Origin of the sequence: Arthrobacter sp. cf158 (assembly GCF_900106835.1) — a bacterium.
In the GTDB taxonomy this organism is placed as follows: Bacteria; Actinomycetota; Actinomycetes; order Actinomycetales; family Micrococcaceae; genus Arthrobacter.
On the sequence record NZ_FNNR01000003.1, the window covers coordinates 228,600 to 252,758 of the forward strand.

A 24,159-nucleotide genomic window follows, 5' to 3' on the forward strand; every position below is an offset into this window, starting at 1 on the left:
TTTTACAAGCCTAAAAGGGGACAGATTATGACGATCAGGGTAGGCGTCATCGGCGCCGGCATTATGGGCGCAGACCACATACGGAACCTCTCCACCACCATAGGTGGCGCGGAAGTTACCTATGTGGCGGATCTCGACGTCGATCGTGCCGCCGCGGCAGCTCCGCCGTCCGCGCGTATCACCACCGATCCATCGGAGTTGATCAACTCCAGCGAGGTGGACGCTGTGGTGGTTGCCTCGCACGATTCCACGCACTCAGGCCTGGTCCTCGAATGCTTCGAGGCCATGACCCCTGTACTGTGCGAGAAGCCCTTGGCTCCCACGCTGATGGAAAGCCTGGAGGTGGTAGCGGCTGACGCGGACATTGTGGCTGCGACGGGAGTTTCCCTGCTGTCCCTCGGTTTCATGCGTCGATTCGACCCTGGTTACGTTGCGCTGCGGAACGCCGTACAAAGCAAGGCACAGGGGGATCCGCTGATGGTCCATTGCATCAGCCGGAACGCTTCATCCGCGCCCGGTGCAACCTCGGAGTCTGCCATCACCAATTCGGCAATTCATGAGTTGGACATCATTCCCTGGCTGCTGGATTCTCCCATTACGGAGGTGTCATGGCAGGCCGGGAGAAGTACTCCTCGTGCTGGTACTGCGCTCCAGGACCCCTCTTTCATGACCATGCGGACGGCGGACGGGACGCTGACAACCTTGGAGCTGTTCTTGAACGCCCAGTACGGATACGCGACCCGTTGCGAGGTGGTTTCTGAGCTGGGTACCGCGGCCCTGCAGGATTCCTCGTTGCTGGATGTCGAACAGCAAGGAATCCGCCAATCGTCCATCCCTGCGGACTGGCGTCCGCGTTTCGCCGATGCCTACCGGTTGCAGTTGCAAGCCTGGATTTCAGCACTCGCCATGGGAGAAACGCCTTCGCTGGCCGGCGCGCAGGACGGGCTCCACGCAGCCCTGGTGGCGCAAGCCATGATCCAGTCGTTGCACAGCAGCGGCGCCTACACGAAAGTCAGCTATTCATGACCAGCACGTTCCTTCCTGAATCCCGTGTGCCGGATTCCAGGGATGCCCCCACGCTGCGCTGGGGCATCATGGGTCCGGGCTGGATCGCAGAGCGCTTCACGGAATCCATCCAGGCGCATACCGGGCAGGTGATTGCCGCCGTCGGGTCCCGTTCGTTGAGCCGGTCCAAGACTTTCGCCGAGACTTTCAACGTACCTGCGGCCTATGGCAGCTATGAAGAGCTGGCCGCCGCTCCGGACGTGGACATCGTCTACGTTTGCACACCGCACACCGGCCATCATGCGGCTGCTCTACTGGCCATCAACGCCGGCAAGCATGTGCTGATCGAAAAGCCGATCGGTCTCAATGCTGACCAGGCGCGGGACATTGCCGCACGCGCCGAGGCCTCTGGGGTGTTTGCCGCTGAGGCGATGTGGACGTTTTTCCTGCCCAAGTTTGATGTGATCCGGCAGATCCTTGAAGCCGGATCACTGGGCACCATCACTACTATCTCGGCGGAGTACGGCGAGCACTTTGATGAGACCCACCGCATCTTCAACCCGCTGCTGGCTGGTGGGCCGCTGCTGGACCTCGGCACATACCCGCTCGCCTTGGTGACCGAGGTTCTGGGTAAGCCAAGTCGACTGCATGCCTTGGGGCAGCCCCACGCATCAGGGGTGACTGCGCAATTGTCCGCCGTGATGCAGTTCGACGGCGGCGCCCAGGCCGTGGTGAACACCCACCTGCATAACTTCACGCCTACCGCAGCAACGATCGTGGGCAGCAAGGCTACGTTGTCTATCGATGGGCCCTTCAATATGCCCGGAGGATTCGATGTCACGTTCCCGGATGGCACCCGCCTGCGCCACAGCGAGCCTGTGGGCGGACACTTTGAAGGCCTGCACTACGAGGCAGCGGCCGTGGCCCGGGCTATTGCCGGCGGCAATACGTTCGTCGACCAAAGAACGCTGGCTGCTTCCATCCGCACGCTGGAGGTAGCTGATGAGATCCGGAGCCAGCTGGGCGTGGTGTTTCCCGGCGAAGCTGACCCGTCCGGGCTGCCCGCGCCTGCCTGACCCTCCCTGGCCCTGCCACCATTGAAAGGAACAGCCCATGGCTTATCTCACTTCACACTCCACCCCCCTTCCCGAGTCTGTACGAATCGGTCTGATTGGTTCAGGGTGGATGGGTGCGTTTCACGCCGAGAGCATTGCCCGCCGCGTCCCTGGCGCCGTGCTTGGCGCTATCGCCGACCCCAATCTCGGATCAGCTGAGGACCTGGCGGCATCACTCGGCGTCGCCAAGGTCACCGCCAGCCCTGAGGATGTGATGGCCGACCCCACCATCGATGCCGTAGTCATTGCCAGCCCCGCCCGCTTCCATGCCGCACTCATCACTCAGGCGGCTCTTGCCGGCAAGGATGTTTTCTGCGAAAAACCTGCCGCACAGGATCTCGACGAACTTGATGCGGCCCTGGCGGCGGTGCAGGCCGGCGGCGTCCACTTCCAGATTGGTTTTAATCGTCGATACGCGGAGGACTTCCTGGCTGCGAAGGAGGACGTGGCCGCAGGCATCATCGGCCGTCCCCAGTTGCTTCGATCACTGACCCGCGATCCTGGCAACGGCAGCATCCCGCACGCGGCCAAAGTACCGGCCTGGACCATCTTCCTGGAAACCCTGATCCATGACTTCGACACCCTCAACTGGTTCAATGAAGGGGCCGAGCCCGTGGAGGTTTACGCCGTAGCGGATGCGCTGGTGGAACCCGGGCTGCGAGACCAGGGATTTCTGGACACGGCAGTGGTCACCATCCGGTACAGCAACGGTGCCATTGGCGTTGCCGAAGCCAACTTCAGTGCCTTGTACGGTTATGACGTGCGGGGCGAAGTGTTCGGCTCCCAGGGCATGGTTCAAGCCGGCCGTGCCACGGAGACCGCGGCCCGCCGGTACGGTGCAAACGGGGCCGCGGCCAAAACGCCGCGGCTCAACGTGGAACTTTTCCGCCAGGCCTACACAGCCGAGCTCGCCGACTTCGCTGCTGTGGTGAGCGCCCGCCGCGACGGCGTACCCTCGTTGGCTGCGGCGTTTACGGTCACACCCGGCGCCGCGGACGCCCGCCGGGCGCTTGCCTGTGCCTTGGCGTGTATCGAATCGGTCAAACAAGGCGGCCCGGTGCCGGTGCCTGGTGCTTTGACCCTGCAATCGCTTCCCGCCACCTAGCTCTTCAACCACAAAGGACACTATGAGGAACATCATTCTCGGCCTCGTTGGCGTTGGGCGCATCGGCGTCATGCACGCCAACAACATCAGCGCGCTCAACGGGATTCTTCACCCCAGGGGACTCAATATCCACCTTCGGCTGACAGATGTGGCAACGGACCATGCGCAGAAAACAGCTGCAGGCCTCGGCGCTGAGTACCTGCCGTCAGTGGGGGAGCTGATTGCCTCAGGCGTGGACGGTCTGGTCATCGCCACCGGAACGGCAACCCACCCCGACCTTATCCGGGCGGGGGTGGATGCGGGGATCCCGGTTTTCTGCGAAAAGCCGGTGGCCCTGAACGTCACTGACTCGTTGCCGGTTGTGGATTACATCAAGCAGAACAATGGCGTAGTACAAATCGGCCATCAACGCCGCTTCGACGACGGCTACCTCGAAGCAAAACGCGCCTATCAATCCGGTGAGTTGGGCTGGATTCATTCCCTGCGAGCGGTCACCTGTGACATGACGCCGCCGCCCGTCGAATTCCTGGCTACGTCCGGTGGGCTGTTCCGGGACTGTTCGGTGCATGACTTCGACATACTTCGGTGGCTGACCGGCCGGGAGATCGTGGAGGTCTACGCCAAGGGATCCAACAATGGTGACCAGGCCATCGGGGATGTGGGCGATGTTGACACGGCGCTGGCCGTGGTCACGTTCGACGACGGCACGGTGGGAACGGTTTCGGCCAGCCGTTACAACGGGGCCGGCCATGATGTGCGGCTTGAGATTCAGGGCTCCCGCCGTTCGCTGATGGTGGGCCTGGACGAGCACTCCGCCCTGACATCTGCCGAAGCTGCCACTGACTTTCCTGCCGGTGAGCCGCACAGGACTTTTGCGGAGCGTTTCAACCAGGCCTACCGCTCCGAGATGGCAGCCTTCGTGGAACTGATTCTGGGGGAGCGGGAGAACCCGTGCTCGCCGGAGGACGCCGTGGCGGCATCCCGGGTGGCCGATGCGGCCCAAGAGTCTCTGGTGACGGGTGCGCCGGTGAAGGTGGACCTCGGTTCTTCCCGCTGACCCGGAAATGCCCCCTTCCTGAAACCAGCGGTCAGGAAGGGGGCACTTTTTATGAGTTTTTCCGTCTCTGGTCAGTTGGCCGCAGTGTTACGCGCCGAAGGGAAGCCGGGGGTCGATCTCTTGCTCGTCCCAGCTCTGCCGCACCCACCCGTGGTGGGGATCATCGCTGATCAGCCATTCGCGGACTGGACCGGGACCCGCCATCACGTTGAGGTAGTACAGGTCGTAGCCCGGCGCCGCCATTGCGGGGCCGTGCCAGCCGTAGGGGACCAGCACAACGTCGCCTGTCCTGACCTCCGCCGACACATCGATCGGTCGGTCGTCGGAGGCGTAGACGCGTTGGTAGCCAATGGCATCGGCATCGTCAGGTGCCCCGGAGCCTGCAGCCACCTGTGTCTCGAAGTAATAGATCTCTTCGAGGTGGGTCTCGCCGTCCTTCTCCTCGTCATGCTTGTGTGGCGGGTAGGAGGACCAGTTGCCGGCCGGGGTGATGACTTCGCAGACAATGAAGCGATCCGCCTCCAAGGCTGCGGGTGTCCCGAAATTGTGAACCTGGCGGGAGCAGTTGCCGGCGCCCCGCAGTTCCACAGGCGTCTCAGCGGCCTTGATCAGGCGAGTCGGATACGAAGCCTGCGCTGGTGCCGTGGCGACGGCGACGCGGCCGCCGTCGGCTGAGCCGATGGTGACGGTCTTTCCGGTGCCCGAATACAGAACGTCGCTGGGTCCGTTAAAGACTGACGGCCGCCCCGCGAGCGGATAGTCGACACCTTCCACGGTGGCGACAAAAGCGCCGTTGAGCGGAACCACAATGCGTTCCTCACTCGCGGCTGGAAGCTCGACGACGGCACCTGGCGCCAGTGTGGCGACCTTCAGGCCGGTATGGGCCCATCCATTGACGACGGCGGAGGAATCCGATGTTCCAAGTGAAATGTCCCAGTCGCCGTCTGTGGCGGTGCCCAGGGGGTAGACCCAGTTGGTCATGGTGGGGGAGTCCTTCGTGTTAGCGCTGTACGAGTGTCATTTCAAAGCTGTAGGAGTCGGCACGATAAACGTGGTGACCGGTTTCAACCCTGCGGCCGGTATCGTCCACAGCCGTTCGTTCCATGGTCACCAGTGCAGAATTGACGTCGGTTTCCAGCAACGGCGCTTGATAGTCGTTGGCGATCATCGCGCCGATCCGCTGCGTAGCCAGCCGGAAATTGACGCCACCCCGGCGAAGAATTGCATAGAGTCCCTCGGCTGCCAGCATGGATTCGTCCATGGTGGCGATGTCATCGCGGACCCAGTTTTCCATCAGCGCCAGCGGCTTTCCACCAACTTTGCGCAACCGCGTGAAGTGGTACACCTTGGAACCGGCCGGAAGCTGAAGCGTAGCCAGCGTGGGAGCATCCGCCTCCATGTGGGAGAAGCTCAACACCTCAGTAGTGGGCTTTTTGCCGTTGTTCGTCAGGTCATCGAACAAACTGGAAAGCTCCAGCGGCCGCCTGACCTGACTGGAGACCACCTGGGTGCCTACGCCGCGTTTGCGCACCAAGAGGCCCGAACGGACCAGTTCGTCCATGGCTTTGCGCATGGTGGGCCGGGACAAATTGAGCTGAGCAGCGAGGTCGATCTCGTTATCAAGCCGGCTGCCTGGTTCCAGGACGCCGCTGTGGATTGCCGCCTCGATGCCCTGCACTACCTGGTGGTACAAGGGCACGGGGGAGGAACGATCGATGTTGAGACCAAGTTGATTCGCCACTGAATGCTCCCCGCGTTACAGATCCAACTCAGGCGTTCACTGTCACGACGCCGGAGTATGTCACCATTTGTTCTTTTGATAGGACATGCTTTCTTTTCTCGATAGTAACAGTCGTCCGGCTGGGGTCAAGTGGGCGCGACACAGCTATGGCGTGAGGGAAGCTCGGAAATCATGTCATGACGTCAGGGCAAAACCAGGGGCGAGATCCACGGCATCCAGAAGAAAGAAACGCACTGCGCCGAAGCCGGGCGCCCGGGTCCGGAGGAGGGGCGATCACGCGTCGGATCCGTAATTACTGGTTTACTTTACATAATGTAGATTATCGGCGTTATTGGAGAGTTGCTGGAACCGGCTGTTGTGGTCGCATTGAATCACATCGAGACGACCACAACAGCCCGCTATTTGGAAACGTACGCAGCCAGGTGCTTTCCAGTCAGCGTCGACTTGCCGGCCACAAGATCTGCGGGCGTTCCGGCGAAAACGATCTTGCCGCCGTCGTGACCTGCGCCGGGACCAAGGTCAATGATCCAGTCGGCATGAGCCATGACGGCTTGGTGATGTTCAATCACAATGACTGACTTTCCCGACTCGACTAAACGGTCCAGCATTCCCAGCAGATTCTGGACATCGGCCAGGTGCAGTCCGGTGGTTGGCTCGTCCAGGATGTAAATGTCACCCTTTTCGGACATCTGCGTTGCCAGCTTGAGGCGTTGGCGCTCACCGCCGGACAATGTCGTGAGCGGCTGTCCGAGGGTCAAATAGCCCAGTCCGACGTCGGCAAGGCGGTCAAGGATCTTGTGGGCGGCTGGGGTGCGCGCCTCCCCTTCGCTGAAGAAACCCTCGGCCTCATTGACGGACATTGCAAGCACTTCTGCAATATTTCGGTCCCCCAGCTTGTACTCGAGGACTGAGGCTTGAAAGCGCTTTCCGTCACACTCTTCACATGTGGATTCCACGGTGGCCATGACGCCTAGATCCGTATAGATAACGCCGGCGCCATTACAGGTGGGGCAAGCGCCTTCGGAGTTTGAGCTGAACAGGGCAGGCTTCACACCGTTGGCTTTGGCGAACGCTTTTCGGATCGGCTCCAGCAGCCCTGTGTAGGTGGCAGGGTTGCTCCGACGCGAACCACGGATGGCTCCTTGATCGATCACCAGGACGCCGTCGCGGGCCGCCACTGATCCGTGAATCAACGAACTCTTGCCGGACCCGGCCACGCCTGTGAGAACGCAGAGAACGCCAAGGGGGATATCGACGTCGACGTCTTTGAGGTTATTCGTTGACGCGCCGCGGACCTCCAGCTGGCCATGAGCTGAGCGAACACTGCTCTTGATGGAAGCGCGGTCGTCGAGGTGGCGCCCGGTGATGGTGTCGCTCCCCCGCAGGCCGTCCAGACTTCCCTCAAAGCAGACAGTGCCACCGCCCGTGCCGGCGCCCGGCCCGAGGTCAACAACGTGATCGGCAATGGCGATGGTCTCTGGCTTGTGCTCCACCACCAGCACAGTGTTTCCCTTATCCCGCAACTGCAGCAGGAGTTGGTTCATGCGCTCGATGTCGTGGGGGTGCAGGCCGATGGTGGGTTCGTCGAAGACGTAGGTGACGTCAGTGAGGGAGGATCCCAGGTGCCGGATCATCTTGGTCCGTTGTGCCTCTCCCCCGGACAATGTACCGGCGGGCCGGTCAAGGGAAAGGTACCCCAGTCCGATTTCCGCGAACGAGTCCAGGAGGTGCTGGAGTCCCTTCAAGAGCGGAGCAACTGAAGGCTCGTCCAGATCGCGGATCCACTCTGCAAGGTCGCTGATCTGCATGGTGCATACGTCAGCGATGCTCTTGCCCTTGATCTTGGATGACCTGGCCTCAGGGCTCAACCGTGTACCTTCGCACTCAGGGCATGTGGTGAACGTGATGGCCCGCTCCACGAACGCGCGGATGTGCGGCTGAAGGGCGTCGACGTCCTTGCTCAGCATGGACTTCTGGATCTTGGGGATCACGCCTTCGTAAGTGAGATTGATGCCCTCCACCTTGATTTTGGTGGGCTCACGGTACAGGAGGTCGTGGAGTTCCTTTTTGGTGAACTTGGCGATGGGTTTGTCCATGTTGAAGAATCCGGAACCGCTGAAGATTCGCCCGTACCAGCCATCCATGGTGTAACCGGGGATGGTGAGCGCGCCCTCACTGAGGGACTTGCTGTCGTCATACAGCGCCGTCAGATCGAAGTCGTTGACCGAACCCATGCCCTCGCAGCGCGAGCACATTCCGCCCAACCGGTTGAAGGAAGCCTTCTCAGTCTTGGTCTTGCCCTCGCCCCGCTCCACTGTGATGGCCCCACTGGCTTTCACGGTTGGAACATTGAAGGAGTAGGCGTTGGGTGAGCCGATGTGGGGATGCCCCAGACGGCTGAAGAGGATCCGCAGCATCGCGTTGGCATCGGTGGCCGTGCCTACCGTTGACCGAGGGTTGGACCCCATGCGCTCCTGGTCGACGATGATCGCCGTCGTAAGTCCTTCCAGCATGTCAACATCAGGGCGGGCCAATGACGGCATGAAGCCCTGCACGAACGCGCTGTACGTTTCGTTGATCATCCGCTGCGACTCTGCCGCGATGGTGGCGAAAACCAGGGAGCTCTTACCTGATCCTGAAACGCCCGTGAAAACTGTGAGCCGCCGCTTCGGAATCTCGATGCTGACGTCTTTAAGATTGTTTTCACGCGCACCCTGGACCCGGATCAGATCGTGGGTGTCGGCAACGTGCGACTGGGGAGATTGCGTGTCAGTGCCCGCAGCAATTGTCATCATTTCTCCATCTGTTAGGCGGCGCTGCCCAACAGTCCCCCGTCGGCGTCGCCTGGCTCACACTGACCAGCCTCGATCAGTACGTTTGATTCTGCCATTGTCTTCACAGGTTTACTCACTAAGAATGAAGCATGCCGGTATACGTGAGGTCCCTTGAAACCGCAGTTCCGCCAACCATCCTCGTCCAGCAACAAGCTCGTGAAGTTTTCGCATCCCAGCCAGGCCTGACCCGGCTGGGAACGCGGCTCGTGACCACCTGCTTTGACTCCGCAGCAATTGATACGCGCTACACGGCTGTAGAAGAGCTGAGCCTGGACGCGCATCCCGAGAATCCACGGTTCTTCGATCCCGAAACCAACCGGGTCCTGAGCCCCAGTACCAAGGTCCGCAACGAAATCTTTGCCACAGAAGCAACCAAGCTCTTCGTAGAAGCCGGCAAATCTGCAGTGGCACAGGCGTCGGGCATCGATCTGGACGACATCACCCACGTCATCACTGTGTCCTGCACGGGCTTCTTCAATCCTGGACCCGACTACAAGGTGGTCCGCGCCCTGGGGCTTAACCCCGCCGTGCAGCGGTACCATCTCGGATTCATGGGCTGCTATGCCGCATTTCCCGCGCTGAAGGCGGCAAAGCAGTTCTGCGTGGCCGATCCCAATGCTGTGGTTCTGGTGATCTGTGTTGAGCTTTGCTCCCTTCACGTCAGGACCTCAAATGATCCTGACACGATCATGGGCTCAGCCATTTTCGGCGATGGCGCAGCGGCCGCGATCGTCACTGCCCGTGAACCGGAGGGGCCGGATCCCGTGATCCGGCTGGATCATTTTGAAACTGTGCTCACACCAGTGGGCGAGGAAGCAATGGCCTGGAACATTGGCGATGAAGGATTCGAGATGGTGCTGGGTTCCTACGTCCCCCACATCATAGAAGAACACATCACCGGGGCCCTGGAGCCGCTGCTGGCCAAGGAGCCTCAACTGGCTGGACTCCCCTACCGGGACATCACGCATTGGGCCATCCACCCGGGCGGCCGCAGCATCCTGGATAAGGTCGAGTCAAAGCTCGAACTGACCCAGGAACAGCTGGTCCCGGCGCGGGAAACACTTAGGGAGTACGGCAACATGAGCAGCGCCACCGTACTGTTTGTCCTGAAATACATGCTGGGGCAGAACGCCACCGAACGCGAGGAACGGATCTGCTCCATGGCCTTCGGCCCGGGGCTGACGGTGGAGACTGGCCTCTTCACGCTGGTCTCCCCCGAGCTGTGAGTCCGTGGGGATCCCTCCAACACAGGGATCTGCATTCTGTGGAGGAGATGGACAGAGCTGATTGCGACCCCCAGCGGCTGAACAAAACCTATGCCAGGTTTCCCGTGGTCAACAGGCTGCTCTCGGGGTGGCACGGGACCTACTGCACCTACGTGCGTCCTCTGCTCGCAGAAAAGGGCGCAGCATCCTTGCTGGACATTGGTTGTGGCAGCGGGGACGTGGCCCGGAACCTGGCACTCTGGGCCCAGAGGGATGGCTTCAGGCTTGAAGTGACAGCGATTGACCCGGATGAGCGGGCTTACCTGTTTGCGTCCCGGGCCATTCCTGCGGCGGGTGTGACATACCGCCAAGCACACAGCTCCGAGTTGGTAGCCGAGGGGCGGACGTTCGACGTCGTGATGTCCAACCACATCCTTCACCACCTCGACGACGCACAGCTTGCGGGTATTCTGCGTGACTCAGAAGCGCTATGCCGGGGCGTGGCCCTGCACAACGACCTCAATCGCAGCAACGTGTCATACGTGTTGTTCGCCGCAGGTTTCTGGCCGCTGGGGGTGGGCTCCTACATATGTGGTGACGGCTTGGTTTCCATCAAGCGCAGCTACACGGCTAGCGAATTGGAGTCCACGGTTCCGGAGCACTGGTCTGTGGACAGAAACGGCCCGTGGCACAACCTGCTCGTCCACAGGCGCCCTAAGTCAACGGAGCTTCGGGAGGAACGTGCTTGACGTTGTGATTGTCGGCGCAGGCCCGGTGGGCCTCTTCATGGGGCTACTTTTGCTGCAGCGCGGCCACCGGGTCCGCATTCTGGAACGCCGGAGCGACAGAAGCACCCGTTCGCGAGCCATCGGAATCCACCCTCCTGCGTTGGCTGAGCTTTCCCGGGCCGGAGTGGCCGCCCAACTTGTGGCCTCAGGTGTCCACATCCGCCGCGGCATCGCCTACAGCCGTGGACGCAGGGTGGCTGAACTCCCGTTTTCCGGGGATCCCGCCGTGCCGTTCATCCTTGCTGTCCCCCAGGCCGTCACGGAGAAAGTCCTGGAAACCGCAGTCATGGAGGTGGACCCGCAGGCAATCATTCGGGGTACGGACGTCCGCGAAGTACTGGACAACTTCCGGTCGGTGCGCGTCTTGGCCAACTCGGGGTCGAAGCTTCACCAGTTCACCGCCAGATTGGCAATTGCTGCCGACGGAGCGCACTCCAGCATCCGTCAGGGGTTACTGCCCCACTTGGCGCCGAAAAGCTATCCGGACTCGTACATCATGGGCGACTTTGCAGACGACACAGGGCACGGCAGTGACGCAGTGCTCTATTTGGAGCCCGAAGGGATTGTGGAGTCGTTCCCGCTGCCGGGTGGCGTGCGCAGATGGGTGGTGAGGCTGGGCGAACCGGATAGAGGCACGACGGCGGCCGGATTGGCTGAGTTGGTGGGGTCCAGGACGGGTGAGGTGCTTGATGCGGCAAGCAACTCCATGGTGAGCGCCTTTGAGGTGAGTTCACGTCTGGCGAAGCGGATGATTCACGGCCGCGTGATTCTCTTAGGTGACGCTGCCCATGAAATCAGTCCAATCGGCGGGCAAGGCATGAACCTGGGATGGCTGGACGCTGCGGCACTCGCGCCCATCATGGACGCTTCCCTCAAGGGAGACGATGTCGGGCGGCGGCTCCGCGAGTTCGAAAAGTTACGCCGCAGTGCCGCAGTGCGGGCGTCGAGGCAGGCGGGGCTCAACATGGCTCTGGGCAGGCCCCTGCCACCGCAGTTTATGACCACCAGGAACAAGCTCTTTGCCGCTGCGCTTGAGCTTCCCGCAGTGGCAGGATTGGTGGAGCGGCGCTTCACCATGCGCTAGTTATTCCGGCGTGGTGTAGTAGCAGTCGTAGGTGTCCTGGCTGGTGATCAAGCCATCCCGAAGCTCAAAAACAGCAGTGCTTCTGGCTCGGATGGTATCGCCGCGGTCCCAGTGTGGCAGGTCGAGGAGCAGTGTGGCGGACCAATTCATTTCAAGGACCACGCGGTTTTCCTGAGTAGTAGTCCGGACCACGTCGAAGCGCTGATCGACAACAATTTCCTTGCTGTGGTCGGCTCCCGCCAAGGTCTCTGCCAGGGTTCGGGTGGAGCCGGTTTTGGACAATGCATGTGGCCACTCTGTGAGCTTGAAGTCTTCTGCCAGGAAGGGCCGCAATTCGGCAGCTCCGCCGCCGGCTTCAACAGTCCTGACGAAACCCAGTACGTGGTCCAAGGGTGTGGAATCGCTCATTTGTCGAGCCTAGTCCATGGTCCATGGCCCCTGCCGCGCTAGGCTCGAGGCATGACGCATCAACCTCATCACGAGGCACCCAACCCCGCCACCGACTTCAATCCGATGCAGATCAGGGATGCTGTCCGCCGACTTCTTGATTCGGAGGATCTTCCGTCCATTGTCCAGGCGGGCCATCCTGTCCTGCGGCAGGTGGCCGCTCCCTTTGATGGCCAGGTTGACGACGTTGAGCTGATGGCCTTGGTGGACCGGATGCGTGATGTCATGCATGACGCGCCCGGGGTTGGCGTGGCCGCTCCCCAGTTGGGCATACCGTTGCAACTGGCGGTCCTGGAGGACAAGTATGAGGTTGATCCGGCATCGGCGGCGGTGCGTCACCGGGAACATCTGGAATTCCTCGCCATCATCAACCCGCAGTACAAGCCGCTGGGAACGGAGATTGCCTCATTCTACGAAGGCTGCCTCTCGGTTGCCGGCTACCAGGCCGTTGTGACACGGCATCGCAACGTCGAGTTGCGGTACACCACCCCTGCGGGCGAAGCCGTCGAAGAGTGGTTTTCAGGCTGGCAAGCCCGCATCGTGCAACATGAAACGGACCACCTCCATGGAACCCTTTACCTGGACCGCGCCGAAATACGTTCGCTGACCAGCAACGCAGAGCACTCGGCCCGGTGGTCTGCCCCTGGGATCGATGAGGCCCGCAGGTCTCTCGGCTTTCTCCACTGAGGCCGAACGTAGCGGGGCGGCTACACCTCCGGGGTGTTTGACGGCGTGGGAAGGTGTTGTGCCCACCAGTGAAGGATGTGCTCGAAGCGCTGCTTGCGATGATGGGGTGTCCCGGATCTGGAGAGTTCGTGGTCCTCGCCGGGGAAGACCAACAGGGCGGTCTCCACACCTTGGCTCTTCAACTGGGAGTAGTAGCGCTGTCCCTGTTCAACGGGGCAACGAAGATCATTTTCGCTATGGATCACCAGGGTGGGGGTTGTCACGGATCCGGCCACGGCCATAGGGCTCTGGGCGGCCATCTGCTCCGCAGTACCTCCGGTGTATTCGCCCCCAAAGAACCAGCCGATGTCTGATGAGCCCGTGAAGCTGACGGGATCCAGGAAGCCACGTTCCACGATCGCTGCCGTGAACCGGTGATCGTGAGCTATGGTCCAGGCCGTGAGGTATCCGCCGTAAGAACCACCCATGATCCCTACACGATCCTGGTCCAAGGCGTCGAAGGCGGCCAACGCTGAGTCCAGGAAGGCGGTGACGTCCTGCATATCCACTGTGCCCATGCGCTCCTTAAGGGCCCGGCCATGGGACTGGCCGTAGCCGGAGGACCCCCGCGGATTGCACAACACCACCGCGTACCCGGCTGCGGCGTATACCTGCGCTTCGTCGAAGTAGGCGCCGGTGTATTGCGCGAACGGTCCGCCATGGATGTTCAGCAGGACGGGGTGCGGTCCAGGCCCGTCCGGCAGCACGACCCATCCATGGACGCGGTGGCCGTCCTCGGAGGATGCCTCGAAATCCACTGGCTCGCTGACCCGTGAGTTATTTCTCAAGCCTGCTGAAAAGTCTGTCAGCAGGCGCAGTTCACTTCGTTCCAAAGATGCTACGTCGCCCACCGTGGCGGCATCCGAGTAGCTGACCGCTATTTCGCCGTTGGCTGCCACGCTTGCTCCAATGACCACCCGGGCGCCGTGGACCAAGGGCGTAATCTCGCCTTCGGCGGGAACATCCAGTAGTTCGACGCTGCCCAGAGCCGTGTTGAGCACCAGCACGCTGGCGGGACCGCTGGGCTCCAAAGGCCCGGCGACATCCAGATATTCGACGTCGGTCAGCGGCACGGACTCTCCCCCGCCGATGGGCATGACATGGAGGATGCCGTTGCGTGCCACGAAGTCCCGGCCCGTTTGACCCATGTCCTGGGCAATGTAAAAGAGCCATTGGCCATCAGTCGATGTACGGACGTCCGTGACAGTCTGTCGGATTTTGTTTGAAGGTTCGACGGCGGTTGGCTCGCCGCCGGAGGCTGCTACCCGGTAAACGGAGGTGACCAGATCGTCGTCGTGCCCTTGGTGCAGGCCGGCCACGAAATAGATCTGGGACCCGTCAGCGGAGAAGCATGGGGAATCGTGATCGGCATCGCCAAACGTGAGCTGTTTGGCTGCAGGTATCCCGCTGACTTCGCGGGCTGCCTGTTCATGGGCTGCCCGCCCGCGGGGTGCAACTGCGGGTTCGCCGCCCAGTTCCGGTACCTCTACGACGAACACTTGTTGGGGCTGGTCCCCTGTGTATCCCACGCCGTTCATCCGGTACTTATTATTCGTGATCAGGCGGGCATCTTCGCCTCCAGCAGCAACGCCGTCGACTGTTCCGTAGCGGCCCTGCTCCGGCACCCTGGCAAGGAAGGCAATCCGGTGCGAATCGGGAGCCCAGATAAAACTGCTGATGCCGTTGTGCTGATCCGTGATCCGTTGCGGTTCGCCGCCGGTCGCCTCCACCACGAACAGCTGCGGCTTGCCATCGGGATCGCTTCGGAGGAAGGCAAGAACAAGCCCATCCGGTGAAAATGACGGCGAACTGTCCCTGAATCCGCGCGTGATGCGGCGAGGGTGCTTGGTGATGTCCAACGGGACGCTCCACAGCTGTCCAACGTAGCTGTCGGCATCGAAATCCGGTCTGATGACGGAGACCACAGCTTTGGTGCCGTCAGGGTGGATGGCGGGGGCGGACACGGAATTCAGCAGGGGAAGTTGCTCTGGTTTCACGCTGGTGAGCCTAGCCCGGTGTTTTCACCACAGGTACCAGACACTCCGTCCCACCGTAGGATTGGAGCCATGTTGTCCCATGCTGTTGCTGCCCTCCGCTGTCCTGTCTGCCAAGGGGCGTTCCAGCTTAAGGAAGATCAGCCACGGAGCCTGGCCTGCGGTGCGGGGCACACCTTTGACGCCGCGAAACAGGGCTATTTCAACCTGCTGACGGGCAAGGGCACCGTCTTTGAAGCTGATTCGGCTGACATGGTTGCCGCCCGATACCGGTTCTTGGAGGGCGGGCACTACTCCGCTCTGGCCGATGCTGTTGCGGATGTTGCCGAGGGCGTACTCCGGCGACCTGATGCGTTGGTCCTCGACGCCGGGACCGGGACCGGACACTATCTCCGGGCAGTCACCGCAAAGAGCGGGGCCAGCGCCGTGGGCCTGGATATCTCCAAGTTTGCGCTTCGTCGGGCGGCTCGACTCAACCCGGAGGCTGCCAACCTGGTGTGGGACATCTGGCGGCCACTGCCCATGGCGGACCACTCCGCGGACGTGGTCATGGTGGTCTTTGCTCCACGAAACCCCGCAGAATTCGCCCGCGTGCTCCGGCCGGGCGGAACCCTTGTGGTGGTGACGCCGCGGCCCGGGCATCTCGCGGAGATCGCCGCCCGGACAGGGATGCTGGGGATCGAAGATGGCAAAGAGGAACGCCTGGTTGACAGCATGCGGGCGCATTTCGCTTCCGGAGACAGCCACACCCTGGATATCCCCTTGCTTTTGAGTGGCCCGGAGGTAGCAGATCTCGCCTTCATGGGCCCGGCCGGCCATCATCTCCACTCCGGGCAGTTGTCCGGGTTGGCAGAATCCGATGCTTCCACGACCACCACGGCCATGTTCCGGATCAGCGTGTTTACCGTGTCCTGACGTGGGGCGGTACGTCGGGCTAGGATGGGAGAACAGTGACTGTGATCCCCCTCGCGGGATCCGGGACCAAGGGGGAACGGATGTTTGAATGGCTCGGCGAGAATTGGTGGGCCCTCTGGCTCACCGTGTTCCTCGCGTTCGCAGTGGTGGAGATGCTGACTCTCGACCTCTTCTTCATCATGCTGGGCGGCGGTGCCCTTGCCGGCCTGATTGCTGACTTCGCCGGCGCCGAGTTCTGGCTGCAGATTGTTATTTTCTGCGTTGTTTCCCTCTTGATGATTGCCTTCGTGCGGCCCGTGGCGCTCAAGCACCTCCACAAGGGGCCCGAAGAACAGCGCTCCAATATCGACCGCCTTATAGGCCAGTCAGCTCTCGTCATCGAAGCCGTGAGCGGCACAAGTGGACTCGTCAAAATTGGCGGTGACGTATGGAGCGCCCGCAGCACCGCTGGCGTCATCGACGCCGGCGCAACAGTCCAGGTCACCAAAATTGACGGCGCGACGGCGGTAGTCGCCTCGTCTGCCGACAATAGCCCGCGCTGAGGCGCCCACTGATTTAGTCGGTTGCCGGGTGGGCAACCCGCCCGCGCAAAGCCGCATCAAACCACGCAATTGGGGAACGAAGGAGATGTATGGACGGCTTAGGAGGAACAGCAGCAGCAATTGTGCTGATTGTTCTCGTCATTTTTGTCATCATCGTGTTGGTCCGCTCGGTAAGGATCATCCCGCAGGCACGAGCCGGCGTCGTAGAACGACTCGGCAAGTACCAGCGCACGCTTAACCCGGGGCTCACCATACTGATCCCGTTCGTCGACAGGCTCCTGCCGCTGCTCGACCTGCGCGAACAGGTGGTGTCATTCCCGCCGCAGCCGGTCATCACCGAAGACAACCTTGTGGTTTCCATCGACACGGTGGTCTACTTCCAGGTCACCGATCCCAGAGCGGCCACGTACGAGATCGCAAACTACATCCAAGCCGTGGAACAGTTGACCACCACCACGCTCCGTAACGTGGTGGGTGGACTCAACCTCGAAGAGGCGCTGACGTCCCGCGACCAGATCAACGGCCAGCTCCGTGGTGTGCTTGATGAAGCTACGGGCCGCTGGGGAATCCGCGTTTCACGCGTTGAACTGAAAGCGATCGATCCGCCCCACTCCATCCAGGACTCGATGGAAAAGCAGATGCGTGCTGAGCGTGACCGTCGTGCCGCCATCCTGACTGCGGAAGGCACCAAGCAGTCCCAGATCCTCACCGCAGAAGGCCAGCGTCAGGCAGCCATTCTTGCTGCTGAAGGTGACGCGAAGGCAGCTATCCTTCGGGCTGACGGTGAAGCCCAGGCCATCCAGAAGGTCTTCGACGCGATTCATAAGGGAAATCCGGACCAGAAGCTCCTGGCCTACCAGTACTTGCAGACGCTCCCCAAGATCGCCGAAGGGAGTTCCAACAAGCTCTGGATCATTCCGAGCGAAGTAGGCGAGGCACTCAAGGGCATCGGTGGTGCCCTGGGAGGCAGTAACGGTGACTCACCTGCCGCCGGCCTTTTCGGTGATGAATCCGGCAAGGGGGCCCAGCCGGCCCGTACTGCCGAGTAGCCGAAACGCCTCACAAAGCAGCAGTAACCCGTACCGGACGGCCAGCCATTCTGTGGCTGGCCGTCCGGCCTTTAAGGCCCGCTTTGGGTAGAGGGACCTCATCCGCGTATAATGGGATATTTGTCCGGCTGGTTCAGTGTGGATGGAACATAAAAGCTTTGCCAGGCGTTGCAATTAGTGATGCAAGGTGTGCAGAAGTAGTCCGTAAGGAACGTGCAAACGGCTTACGGCTAGCGCGGGGTTCCTGCTCCGCGAACAGACAGAGGGAGTAATCATGAGCGATCGCAGCCTGCGGGGTATGCGTCTTGGCGCCCAAAGCATGGAAACCGAATCCGGCGTTGAACCGGCGCCGCGCCAGCGGGTCGAGTACCGCTGCGAGGATGGCGAGCAGGTCTTCGTAACCTTCTCCTCCGAAGCCGAGATCCCCCCGGTGTGGGTTTCCAAGACGGGCAAGGAAGCGCTTCTGGTTGACGGCGAGCGTCCCGTGGATGCCAACGAAAAAGCTGTACGTACCCACTGGGACATGCTGCTTGAGCGCCGGAGCCTTCCCGAGCTGGAGCAGATCCTCGAGGATCGATTGAACATCCTGCGTGAGCGTCGTGGAGAGCGTCGTTCCGCTTAGTCTGCAGCGACTGAGACAACAAAGGCCGGGTCCGTTTCCTCAAGGAAACCGGACCCGGCCTTTGTTATTGCCCAACTACTTAGCGGCTGCGGGTGACTTTCGAGTGAGCTTCGCCCAACGTGCTGCCAGTCCCCATTTGGTCACGTTGATCATGGCTTCCACCACGATGTTGCCGCTCATCTTGGAGGCGCCGAGCTCTCGCTCCACGAACGTGATGGGGCGTTCCTCGATGCGCAGGCCGAGCTTGGCCACGCGCCAGGCAAGGTCCACCTGGAACCCGTAGCCCACGGACTCGACGGCGTCCAGATTGAGTGCCTCCAGCGTGCTGCGACGGAAGGCCCGGTAGCCACCGGTAACATCCTTGATTTTTACGCCCAACATGATGCGGGCATAGGTGCTGCCAATGCGGGAGATAGCCTGCCGGTAGAGCGGCCAGTTGACCACGCTGCCACCCGGGACCCACCGTGAACCCATGGCGAGGTCGGCGCCGTCCTTGACGGCATCGAGAAGAAGCGGCAACTGCTCCGGCTTGTGGGAGCCGTCCGCGTCCATTTCCACCAGGACGTCATAGCCGGCAGCCAATCCCCACTTGAAACCGGCGATGTACGCAGCGCCGAGGCCTTCTTTGCCCTTGCGATGCAAAACATGCACCTGGCTATCCGCTGCGGCGAACTCGTCAGCCAGCTGTCCCGTACCGTCAGGGCTGTTGTCGTCAACCACCAGAACATCGGACTCGGGTACAGCAGCGCGCAGCCGCCCCAGCGTCTTGGGGAGCGATTCCAGCTCGTTGTAGGTGGGAATGATCGTCAGGACACGCAAGAAGAGGCCTTTCCTTGATGGAGCGGTCAGTGTGCCGGAGCAGCCTGGCGGCTGGCATTCTGGCGCAACTCTCCATTATAGGACGCCGGACGACTCTTCCCGGGCCGCTGTGGCGCCGGACACAACTGCCGGGAAGCTGCGGGCAGGTCCACAAGCCCAGCACCAGTGGCGCCGAACAAGGATATTCCGGACGAACTGTTTTCCGGGTCGCTGTGGACCTGCCCACTCACTTTGCCGCCACCATGAGCCCGCTCCGGCCACGGCCGAACCAGCAAGCTCCGGCAGCTGCCTCTGCAATGATGATCCGTTGAGCCTCAATGCTACGGACTCACCCCACTCTGTCAACCGGCGGTTGACCTGCGGATCCTTGCATCGGTCCAGTTCAGCACCCGATCTCCGTCATGAAATTCGGTGTCTAGGCCCGCAGTGAGTCATGGGCAAACAGTTCATGTCCCTCGCGAACCGTTTGCAGGCAGCGGGGATCGCTGCCGGTGTCGAGGGCAGGAAGCAGCGGAGTGCGGGCACGGGGGTCGGTGCTCCAGGACTGAACGCGGCTGTCCGCCACCTGAACCATCAATTCCTCGACTTCCCACACGGCGAAGCTGGCCGGTGCGCCCGGAACCAGCTGGCCCATCAACGGGTTCCGGTACTTGGCAGCCCGCCACCCTGCCCGGGTATGGCCAAGGAACGCGGCACGCGCCGAGATTCGTTGTTCGGGGTTGCTGTGCTCCAGACACGCGCGAACACTGGACCATGGTCGCAGGGGTGTCACAGGGCTGTCACTGCCAAAGGCAATGGGCACACCGCTGGCGTAAAAGGATGCGAAAGGGTTCATGGCCTGGCTGCGATCGCCGAGTCGTTGCTCGTAGAGACCTCCGGCCCTGCCCCACGCGGCATCGAACCCTGGCTGCACACTGACCGTAATGGAATACTTCGCCAGCCGCTCAATAGCGGACTGGTCAGCCAGCTCCACGTGCTCAAGGCGGTGGCCCGCTGCCCGGATCCGCTGCTCCCCTACCTCGGCAGCGGCTGCATCCAGGGCGTCCAGGACGGCACCCAGTCCGGCATCGCCAATGACGTGGAAACCCGCTTGGACGCCCAGTAAGGACGTGGCCGCAAGGTGTGTGGCGGCATCGTCCACCGAGAGATACAGGCTGCCGCGGTGCCCTGGCGCATCGGCATAGTCGTTCATGAGCGACGCCGTCCGGGAGCCGATGGAACCGTCCATGTTCAGGTCCCCCGCAAGGCCCAGTACCTTTGTTCCCAGACTGTCCAGGATGGTTTGGGCGTGATCCGCGGATCTGGCCAGTTCGCCCCAGTAAGGCAGCACTTCGGGGCTGTTCGTGTGCTCATTCCATGACGCGGCCATCCGAAGATCGTCAGGACCGCAGATGTGGGGTGCCGCCATCTCCGCCATAGCCACGTAACCGTTGGAAGCGGCCTCCTGCAGTGCCTGTGCTTGGTATGCGCGTCGTTCGCCGTCAGGCAAATGCCGCGCCGCCAGCCGGGCCGACGTGTGCGCTTGCCGCACCACATGGGCCGTACCGGAGAATCCGTCCTTCCCTTTCAATCCAGCCGCTGCTGCCAGCGAGGACGACACCAGAGCAGAGTGCACATCGATCCGCGAAAGATACACGTGCCGTCCACCCGCCGCCCGATCCAGTTCCTCAAGAGTGGGCAGTGTGGGGTCACTCCAGCCCGTCTCATCCCAACCATGGCCCAGAACTGAACCTGAGCCGCCAACGGTGGCAACGGCGTCGAGCAGTTCCTTGGCTGACCGCACCGACGCCAGCTGCAGGCCGGACAACGCGAGTCCTGTCTCCGTCAGGTGTGCGTGTGAATCCACGAAGCCAGGTGCCAGGAGTGCACCGCGGAGATCGATGATCTCCATCGATGAATCGGCGATGGAAGCAGCAGCCTGCTCGGAACCCACCCACGCAACGGTGTCGCCGTCCACCACCATGGCCGTGGCAAAGGGATCTGCGGCCGTATAAATCGACCCGTTGCGATACATGGTGACCTTGTGGTCCTTGTGGTCATGGCCGGCTGGCACGCCTGGCTGGTTCATGCGTAATGCTCCTTGAGCTTTGAAAACAGTCAATCAGTGAGACAACAAAAGGCGGTGCGCTAAGCCACTGTTGAATAGGCAACGACGCCGCGTCGAACCAAGTCGATGGATTCCCGGCAGATCCTCGCCAATCGAGGATCCAGTTGCGGGATCTTGGCCAACTGGTCCAAGAGATCCACAACCTGCTTCGCCCAGCGGACAAAGTCTCCGGCCGCCAGATCGGTGCCACTGAGCACCTCCTGCAGGTGGCGGCCCTTTGCCCACTTGTACATGGGCCACATCAGTCCCAATTCCGGCTCACCGGTGAGCGGCAGCCGGTTGTGCTCTTCCGTGTCCTCAAGCTGGGACCATTCGCGGATCACGATGTCCACGGCCGACTCGAGCGACACCGAGGGCATCTTGGGCCGGAGTCCCCGGTCCTCCCGCTTGGCCTGGTACACCAGGCAGCTGGCAAAAGATGCCAGTTCGGCAGCGTCGAGATCATTGATGGCGCCGCGTCGGATCGTCTGGGAAATGAGAAGGTCCTTCTCACCATAGATACGGCGAAGCCGCTGACCGTCTGCGCTGATGGCGACCTGTCCGGCGTCGCTGGTTTCCAAGTAGCCATAAACCGAGAGAACATCGCATACGCGGTCAAAGGTCTTGGCAATCGTATTGGTCCTGCCCTGAATTTGGCGGACCAAGCCGTCAGTTTCCCGGCGCAGCTTCCACCAGCGCTCTGACCACCGTGCATGGTCCTCCCGTTCGCTGCAGCCGTGGCACGGATGTGCCCTCAGCGACCTCCGAAGATCGGCGATCTTCTTTTCCTGGTCCGGCAACCGGGCTCCCAAGCCGAAGTCCTCGTGCCTGCTGTTGCGTCGGCTCTCCGGCGCGTCCTCGCTGATGGCGTGGCGCATTGCGGAGGCCAGGTCACGCCGCGATTTGGGCACCTTGGCGTTGAAGGATTTGGGGATCCGGATACGGGTGAGGGGCGAGACCGGTCCCTCGAGATCGTGCACCCCTATGCGGCGCAGCTGGTTATCCGACGTGAGTACGGAAGGCCTGGGCTCGCGGGCGTTTCGATCCACCTCAAGGACCACTGCGTGTCCGGCCAGTCTTCCGCTGTGGATGCTGATGACGTCGCCAGGGATCAGCCGGGTCAGGGAATCGGCCACATGGGATTTGCGGGCACGCTGGTGGTCGCGGGCCGCGAAATTCTCGGCGTCGCTGAGTTCCCGGCGCAGTTTGGAGTATTCGGTGAAATCCCCGAGGTGGCACTGCATGGATTTGGCATAGCCTGCCAGGGATTCTTCGCGTCCCCGGACCTGCCTGGCCAAGCCAACTACGGAACGGTCTGCCTGGAATTGCGCGAAGGAGGACTCCAGAATTTCGCGTGCCCGAACCCGCCCAAACTGCGCAATCAGGTTGATGCTCATGTTGTAAGTAGGCCTGAAGCTGGAATTCAAGGGGTACGTGCGTCGCGACGCCAGGCCGGCCACCGCGGCGGGATCCGTACCGGGCTGCCACAAGACTACGGCGTGCCCTTCGACGTCGATTCCACGGCGGCCCGCACGCCCGGTGAGCTGTGTGTACTCCCCTGCGGTGATGTTCACGTGCGCTTCGCCATTGAACTTTTCCAGCTTTTCGAGGACCACGCAGCGGGCGGGCATGTTCACGCCAAGGGCCAGGGTTTCGGTAGCGAAGACGGCCTTCACCAAGCCATCGGCAAAGAGCTTTTCCACCACTTCCTTGAACGTGGGCAGCATGCCCGCGTGATGGGCTGCAAAACCCCTGACGAGGCCATCGCGCCAACCCCAGAAACCGAGGACGTCCAAATCGTCAGCGGGAATCTCGTGACTCGCTTCATCCACACGCTGGGCAATAATCTGCTGCTCGTGCTCGGTGGTCAGCCATAGGCCCGAGGCCGCGCATTGCGCTACCGCTGCGTCGCAGCCTGCTCGGGAAAAGATGAACGTAATGGCAGGCAAGAGGTCCTGGCGGCGCAGGCTCTCGATCACCTGCGGACGGCTGGCTTTCCTGACGGGGCTGCGTTGTTCTGACTGCTGGCGATCGTCCCGGTAGCGGTCCTGGCGGCGACGGCTCCGTCCGCCATGGCCAAAGCGTCCGTTCATGTTCATGCGGCTTTCCGAACGGGCCATGGCAAGAAGGTCCGGATTGACCTCAAAGCCGGGTCCGGTGACCGCTTGGCGAACTTGGCTGGCCGCGGAGCGCTTGGGTGATGTTTTGCGGTGCTCTGTGGGCGCTGGCTCGCGGACGATTTCCTCAGCCTCGGAAAGATCCGGCGCTTCGGTTTCCTGCTCCCCGGGTGCCCGGGGAGCGATCTCATCGAACGTGGTATCGCCGGCAAAAAGGTCCACGATGTCCCGGCCCACCATGACGTGCTGCCATAGGGGCACGGGGCGGTGCTCGGACACGATGACGTCGGTGTCACCCCGGACGGTGTCCAGCCATGCGCCGAACTCTTCCGCGTTGGAAACGGTGGCGCTCAGGGACGCTACCTGCACTTCGCTGGGCAGATGGATGATGACTTCTTCCCAGACGGCACCCCGGAAGCGGTCGGCCAGGTAGTGGACCTCGTCCATCACTACAAAGCCAAGATCGCCGAGTGTTTCCGAATCGGCGTAGAGCATGTTCCGCAGGACTTCGGTGGTCATAACCACCACCGGGGCATCGCCGTTGATGGTGGTATCACCGGTCAACAAACCAACGTTGGCTGCGCCGTATTTTGCTGCCAGTTCTGAGAACTTCTGGTTACTCAGGGCCTTAATGGGGGTGGTGTAGAACGCTTTCAGACCGCGTTCCAATGCGAGATAGATGGCAAACTCGCCAACGATTGTTTTGCCTGCACCCGTGGGGGCTGCCACCAGAACGCCGCGCCCTTCCTGGAGTGACCTGCACGCTTCGCGCTGGAAGTCGTCCAGGTCAAAGTCCAGCGAACGGGCGAAGGACCCGAGGTACGTTTTCGACTCAGCGGCGCGCTGGGCAGCCGCCTGGTAACGGTCTGATGGAGATGAAGACCCGGCAATGGAGGACATGCATCAAG

General features: G+C 61.7%; 20 protein-coding genes. 12 read left to right on the forward strand and 8 right to left on the reverse strand.

The annotated features are described in order from the left end of the window. Window positions 1-27 precede the first annotated feature (27 nt). From BLW08_RS07085 to BLW08_RS07100, 4 genes are read left to right on the forward strand one after another with little or no spacing between them, the layout of a single operon-like run. On the forward strand, window positions 28-1,026 hold the full coding sequence (locus tag BLW08_RS07085) for a Gfo/Idh/MocA family protein (RefSeq protein WP_091324097.1): 999 nt from the start codon (window positions 28-30) through the stop codon (window positions 1,024-1,026). Next, entirely contained in the window at window positions 1,023-2,081 is a 1,059-nt protein-coding gene (locus BLW08_RS07090; protein ID WP_091324099.1) for a Gfo/Idh/MocA family protein, read from the forward strand. Before BLW08_RS07085 ends, BLW08_RS07090 begins: the two co-directional genes overlap by 4 nt. A 37-nt stretch (window positions 2,082-2,118) precedes the next feature. Continuing rightward, entirely contained in the window at window positions 2,119-3,225 is a 1,107-nt protein-coding gene (locus BLW08_RS07095; protein ID WP_091324101.1) for a Gfo/Idh/MocA family oxidoreductase, read from the forward strand. A gap of 22 nt (window positions 3,226-3,247) precedes the next feature. Then, window positions 3,248-4,282, forward strand: coding sequence for a Gfo/Idh/MocA family oxidoreductase (locus BLW08_RS07100; protein WP_091324103.1), 1,035 nt, complete (start codon window positions 3,248-3,250; stop codon window positions 4,280-4,282). Window positions 4,283-4,369: 87 nt separating this feature from the next. On the opposite strand, the gene iolB is transcribed toward BLW08_RS07100, so the two are convergent. From iolB to BLW08_RS07115, 3 genes are all read right to left on the reverse strand, one after another. Next, the gene (gene iolB / locus BLW08_RS07105) at window positions 4,370-5,263 is read right to left on the reverse strand and encodes a 5-deoxy-glucuronate isomerase (RefSeq protein WP_091324105.1); all 894 of its coding nucleotides are present in this window, start codon (window positions 5,261-5,263) and stop codon (window positions 4,370-4,372) included. A gap of 19 nt (window positions 5,264-5,282) precedes the next feature. Further along, the gene (locus BLW08_RS07110) at window positions 5,283-6,023 is read right to left on the reverse strand and encodes a GntR family transcriptional regulator (protein WP_090821507.1); all 741 of its coding nucleotides are present in this window, start codon (window positions 6,021-6,023) and stop codon (window positions 5,283-5,285) included. A 398-nt stretch (window positions 6,024-6,421) separates the two neighbouring features. Continuing rightward, the gene (locus tag BLW08_RS07115) at window positions 6,422-8,815 is read right to left on the reverse strand and encodes an ATP-binding cassette domain-containing protein (protein WP_175538628.1); all 2,394 of its coding nucleotides are present in this window, start codon (window positions 8,813-8,815) and stop codon (window positions 6,422-6,424) included. A gap of 131 nt (window positions 8,816-8,946) precedes the next feature. Here BLW08_RS07115 and BLW08_RS07120 point away from each other — a divergent pair, with 131 nt between their 5' ends. The 3 genes from BLW08_RS07120 to BLW08_RS07130 are packed head-to-tail and all read left to right on the forward strand — an operon-like array spanning window position 8,947 to window position 11,934. Next, entirely contained in the window at window positions 8,947-10,083 is a 1,137-nt protein-coding gene (locus BLW08_RS07120) for a type III polyketide synthase (RefSeq protein WP_090821503.1), read from the forward strand. Beyond that, window positions 10,080-10,811, forward strand: coding sequence for a class I SAM-dependent methyltransferase (locus tag BLW08_RS07125; protein WP_091324108.1), 732 nt, complete (start codon window positions 10,080-10,082; stop codon window positions 10,809-10,811). The genes BLW08_RS07120 and BLW08_RS07125 overlap by 4 nt, the downstream gene beginning before the upstream one ends. Beyond that, window positions 10,804-11,934: an FAD-dependent oxidoreductase gene (locus BLW08_RS07130; protein ID WP_091324109.1), complete on the forward strand. Its 1,131-nt coding sequence runs from the start codon at window positions 10,804-10,806 to the stop codon at window positions 11,932-11,934. Before BLW08_RS07125 ends, BLW08_RS07130 begins: the two co-directional genes overlap by 8 nt. Here BLW08_RS07130 and BLW08_RS07135 read toward each other — a convergent pair whose 3' ends face one another. After that, on the reverse strand, window positions 11,935-12,342 hold the full coding sequence (locus BLW08_RS07135) for a nuclear transport factor 2 family protein (protein ID WP_090821498.1): 408 nt from the start codon (window positions 12,340-12,342) through the stop codon (window positions 11,935-11,937). 51 nt (window positions 12,343-12,393) lie between these two features. Here BLW08_RS07135 and BLW08_RS07140 point away from each other — a divergent pair, with 51 nt between their 5' ends. After that, window positions 12,394-13,068, forward strand: coding sequence for a peptide deformylase (locus tag BLW08_RS07140; RefSeq protein WP_091324110.1), 675 nt, complete (start codon window positions 12,394-12,396; stop codon window positions 13,066-13,068). A gap of 20 nt (window positions 13,069-13,088) precedes the next feature. On the opposite strand, the gene BLW08_RS07145 is transcribed toward BLW08_RS07140, so the two are convergent. Further along, window positions 13,089-15,104 (reverse strand): S9 family peptidase, encoded by a 2,016-nt coding sequence (locus BLW08_RS07145; protein WP_091324111.1) that lies wholly within the window; start codon window positions 15,102-15,104, stop codon window positions 13,089-13,091. Between the two features lie 69 nt (window positions 15,105-15,173). Between BLW08_RS07145 and BLW08_RS07150 the strand changes: the two genes are divergently transcribed. The 4 genes from BLW08_RS07150 to BLW08_RS07165 all read left to right on the forward strand — a co-directional run bounded on the left by BLW08_RS07150 (window position 15,174) and on the right by BLW08_RS07165 (window position 18,229). Then, entirely contained in the window at window positions 15,174-16,016 is an 843-nt protein-coding gene (locus BLW08_RS07150) for a methyltransferase domain-containing protein (RefSeq protein WP_090821492.1), read from the forward strand. Window positions 16,017-16,096: 80 nt separating this feature from the next. After that, window positions 16,097-16,558, forward strand: a complete 462-nt coding sequence (locus tag BLW08_RS07155; RefSeq protein WP_090821770.1) for an NfeD family protein — start codon at window positions 16,097-16,099, stop codon at window positions 16,556-16,558. 89 nt (window positions 16,559-16,647) lie between these two features. After that, window positions 16,648-17,607 carry an SPFH domain-containing protein gene (locus BLW08_RS07160; RefSeq protein ID WP_090821490.1) on the forward strand — a complete coding sequence of 320 codons (960 nt, stop codon included), beginning with the start codon at window positions 16,648-16,650 and terminating at the stop codon, window positions 17,605-17,607. Between the two features lie 274 nt (window positions 17,608-17,881). Further along, window positions 17,882-18,229: an RNA polymerase-binding protein RbpA gene (locus BLW08_RS07165; protein WP_011774875.1), complete on the forward strand. Its 348-nt coding sequence runs from the start codon at window positions 17,882-17,884 to the stop codon at window positions 18,227-18,229. A gap of 75 nt (window positions 18,230-18,304) precedes the next feature. On the opposite strand, the gene BLW08_RS07170 is transcribed toward BLW08_RS07165, so the two are convergent. The 3 genes from BLW08_RS07170 to BLW08_RS07180 form a co-directional block, all read right to left on the reverse strand. Further along, a complete protein-coding gene (locus BLW08_RS07170) occupies window positions 18,305-19,048 on the reverse strand; it encodes a polyprenol monophosphomannose synthase (protein WP_090821488.1) in 744 nt (247 codons plus the stop codon). A 415-nt stretch (window positions 19,049-19,463) separates the two neighbouring features. Then, window positions 19,464-21,116: an amidohydrolase gene (locus BLW08_RS07175; protein ID WP_090821485.1), complete on the reverse strand. Its 1,653-nt coding sequence runs from the start codon at window positions 21,114-21,116 to the stop codon at window positions 19,464-19,466. A gap of 59 nt (window positions 21,117-21,175) precedes the next feature. Then, on the reverse strand, window positions 21,176-24,151 hold the full coding sequence (locus BLW08_RS07180) for a DEAD/DEAH box helicase (protein ID WP_091324113.1): 2,976 nt from the start codon (window positions 24,149-24,151) through the stop codon (window positions 21,176-21,178). Between the last annotated feature and the right edge of the window lie 8 nt (window positions 24,152-24,159).

Coding starts and splice junctions, on each gene's coding strand:
- BLW08_RS07085 (WP_091324097.1), top strand. CDS start 28: ATGACGATCAGGGTAGGCGTCATCGGCGCCGGCATTATGGGCGCAGAC.
- BLW08_RS07090 (WP_091324099.1), top strand. CDS start 1,023: ATGACCAGCACGTTCCTTCCTGAATCCCGTGTGCCGGATTCCAGGGAT.
- BLW08_RS07095 (WP_091324101.1), top strand. CDS start 2,119: ATGGCTTATCTCACTTCACACTCCACCCCCCTTCCCGAGTCTGTACGA.
- BLW08_RS07100 (WP_091324103.1), top strand. CDS start 3,248: ATGAGGAACATCATTCTCGGCCTCGTTGGCGTTGGGCGCATCGGCGTC.
- iolB (WP_091324105.1), bottom strand. CDS start 5,263: ATGACCAACTGGGTCTACCCCCTGGGCACCGCCACAGACGGCGACTGG.
- BLW08_RS07115 (WP_175538628.1), bottom strand. CDS start 8,815: ATGACAATTGCTGCGGGCACTGACACGCAATCTCCCCAGTCGCACGTT.
- BLW08_RS07120 (WP_090821503.1), top strand. CDS start 8,947: ATGCCGGTATACGTGAGGTCCCTTGAAACCGCAGTTCCGCCAACCATC.
- BLW08_RS07135 (WP_090821498.1), bottom strand. CDS start 12,342: ATGAGCGATTCCACACCCTTGGACCACGTACTGGGTTTCGTCAGGACT.
- BLW08_RS07140 (WP_091324110.1), top strand. CDS start 12,394: ATGACGCATCAACCTCATCACGAGGCACCCAACCCCGCCACCGACTTC.
- BLW08_RS07150 (WP_090821492.1), top strand. CDS start 15,174: ATGTTGTCCCATGCTGTTGCTGCCCTCCGCTGTCCTGTCTGCCAAGGG.
- BLW08_RS07155 (WP_090821770.1), top strand. CDS start 16,097: ATGTTTGAATGGCTCGGCGAGAATTGGTGGGCCCTCTGGCTCACCGTG.
- BLW08_RS07160 (WP_090821490.1), top strand. CDS start 16,648: ATGGACGGCTTAGGAGGAACAGCAGCAGCAATTGTGCTGATTGTTCTC.
- BLW08_RS07165 (WP_011774875.1), top strand. CDS start 17,882: ATGAGCGATCGCAGCCTGCGGGGTATGCGTCTTGGCGCCCAAAGCATG.
- BLW08_RS07175 (WP_090821485.1), bottom strand. CDS start 21,116: ATGAACCAGCCAGGCGTGCCAGCCGGCCATGACCACAAGGACCACAAG.
- BLW08_RS07180 (WP_091324113.1), bottom strand. CDS start 24,151: ATGTCCTCCATTGCCGGGTCTTCATCTCCATCAGACCGTTACCAGGCG.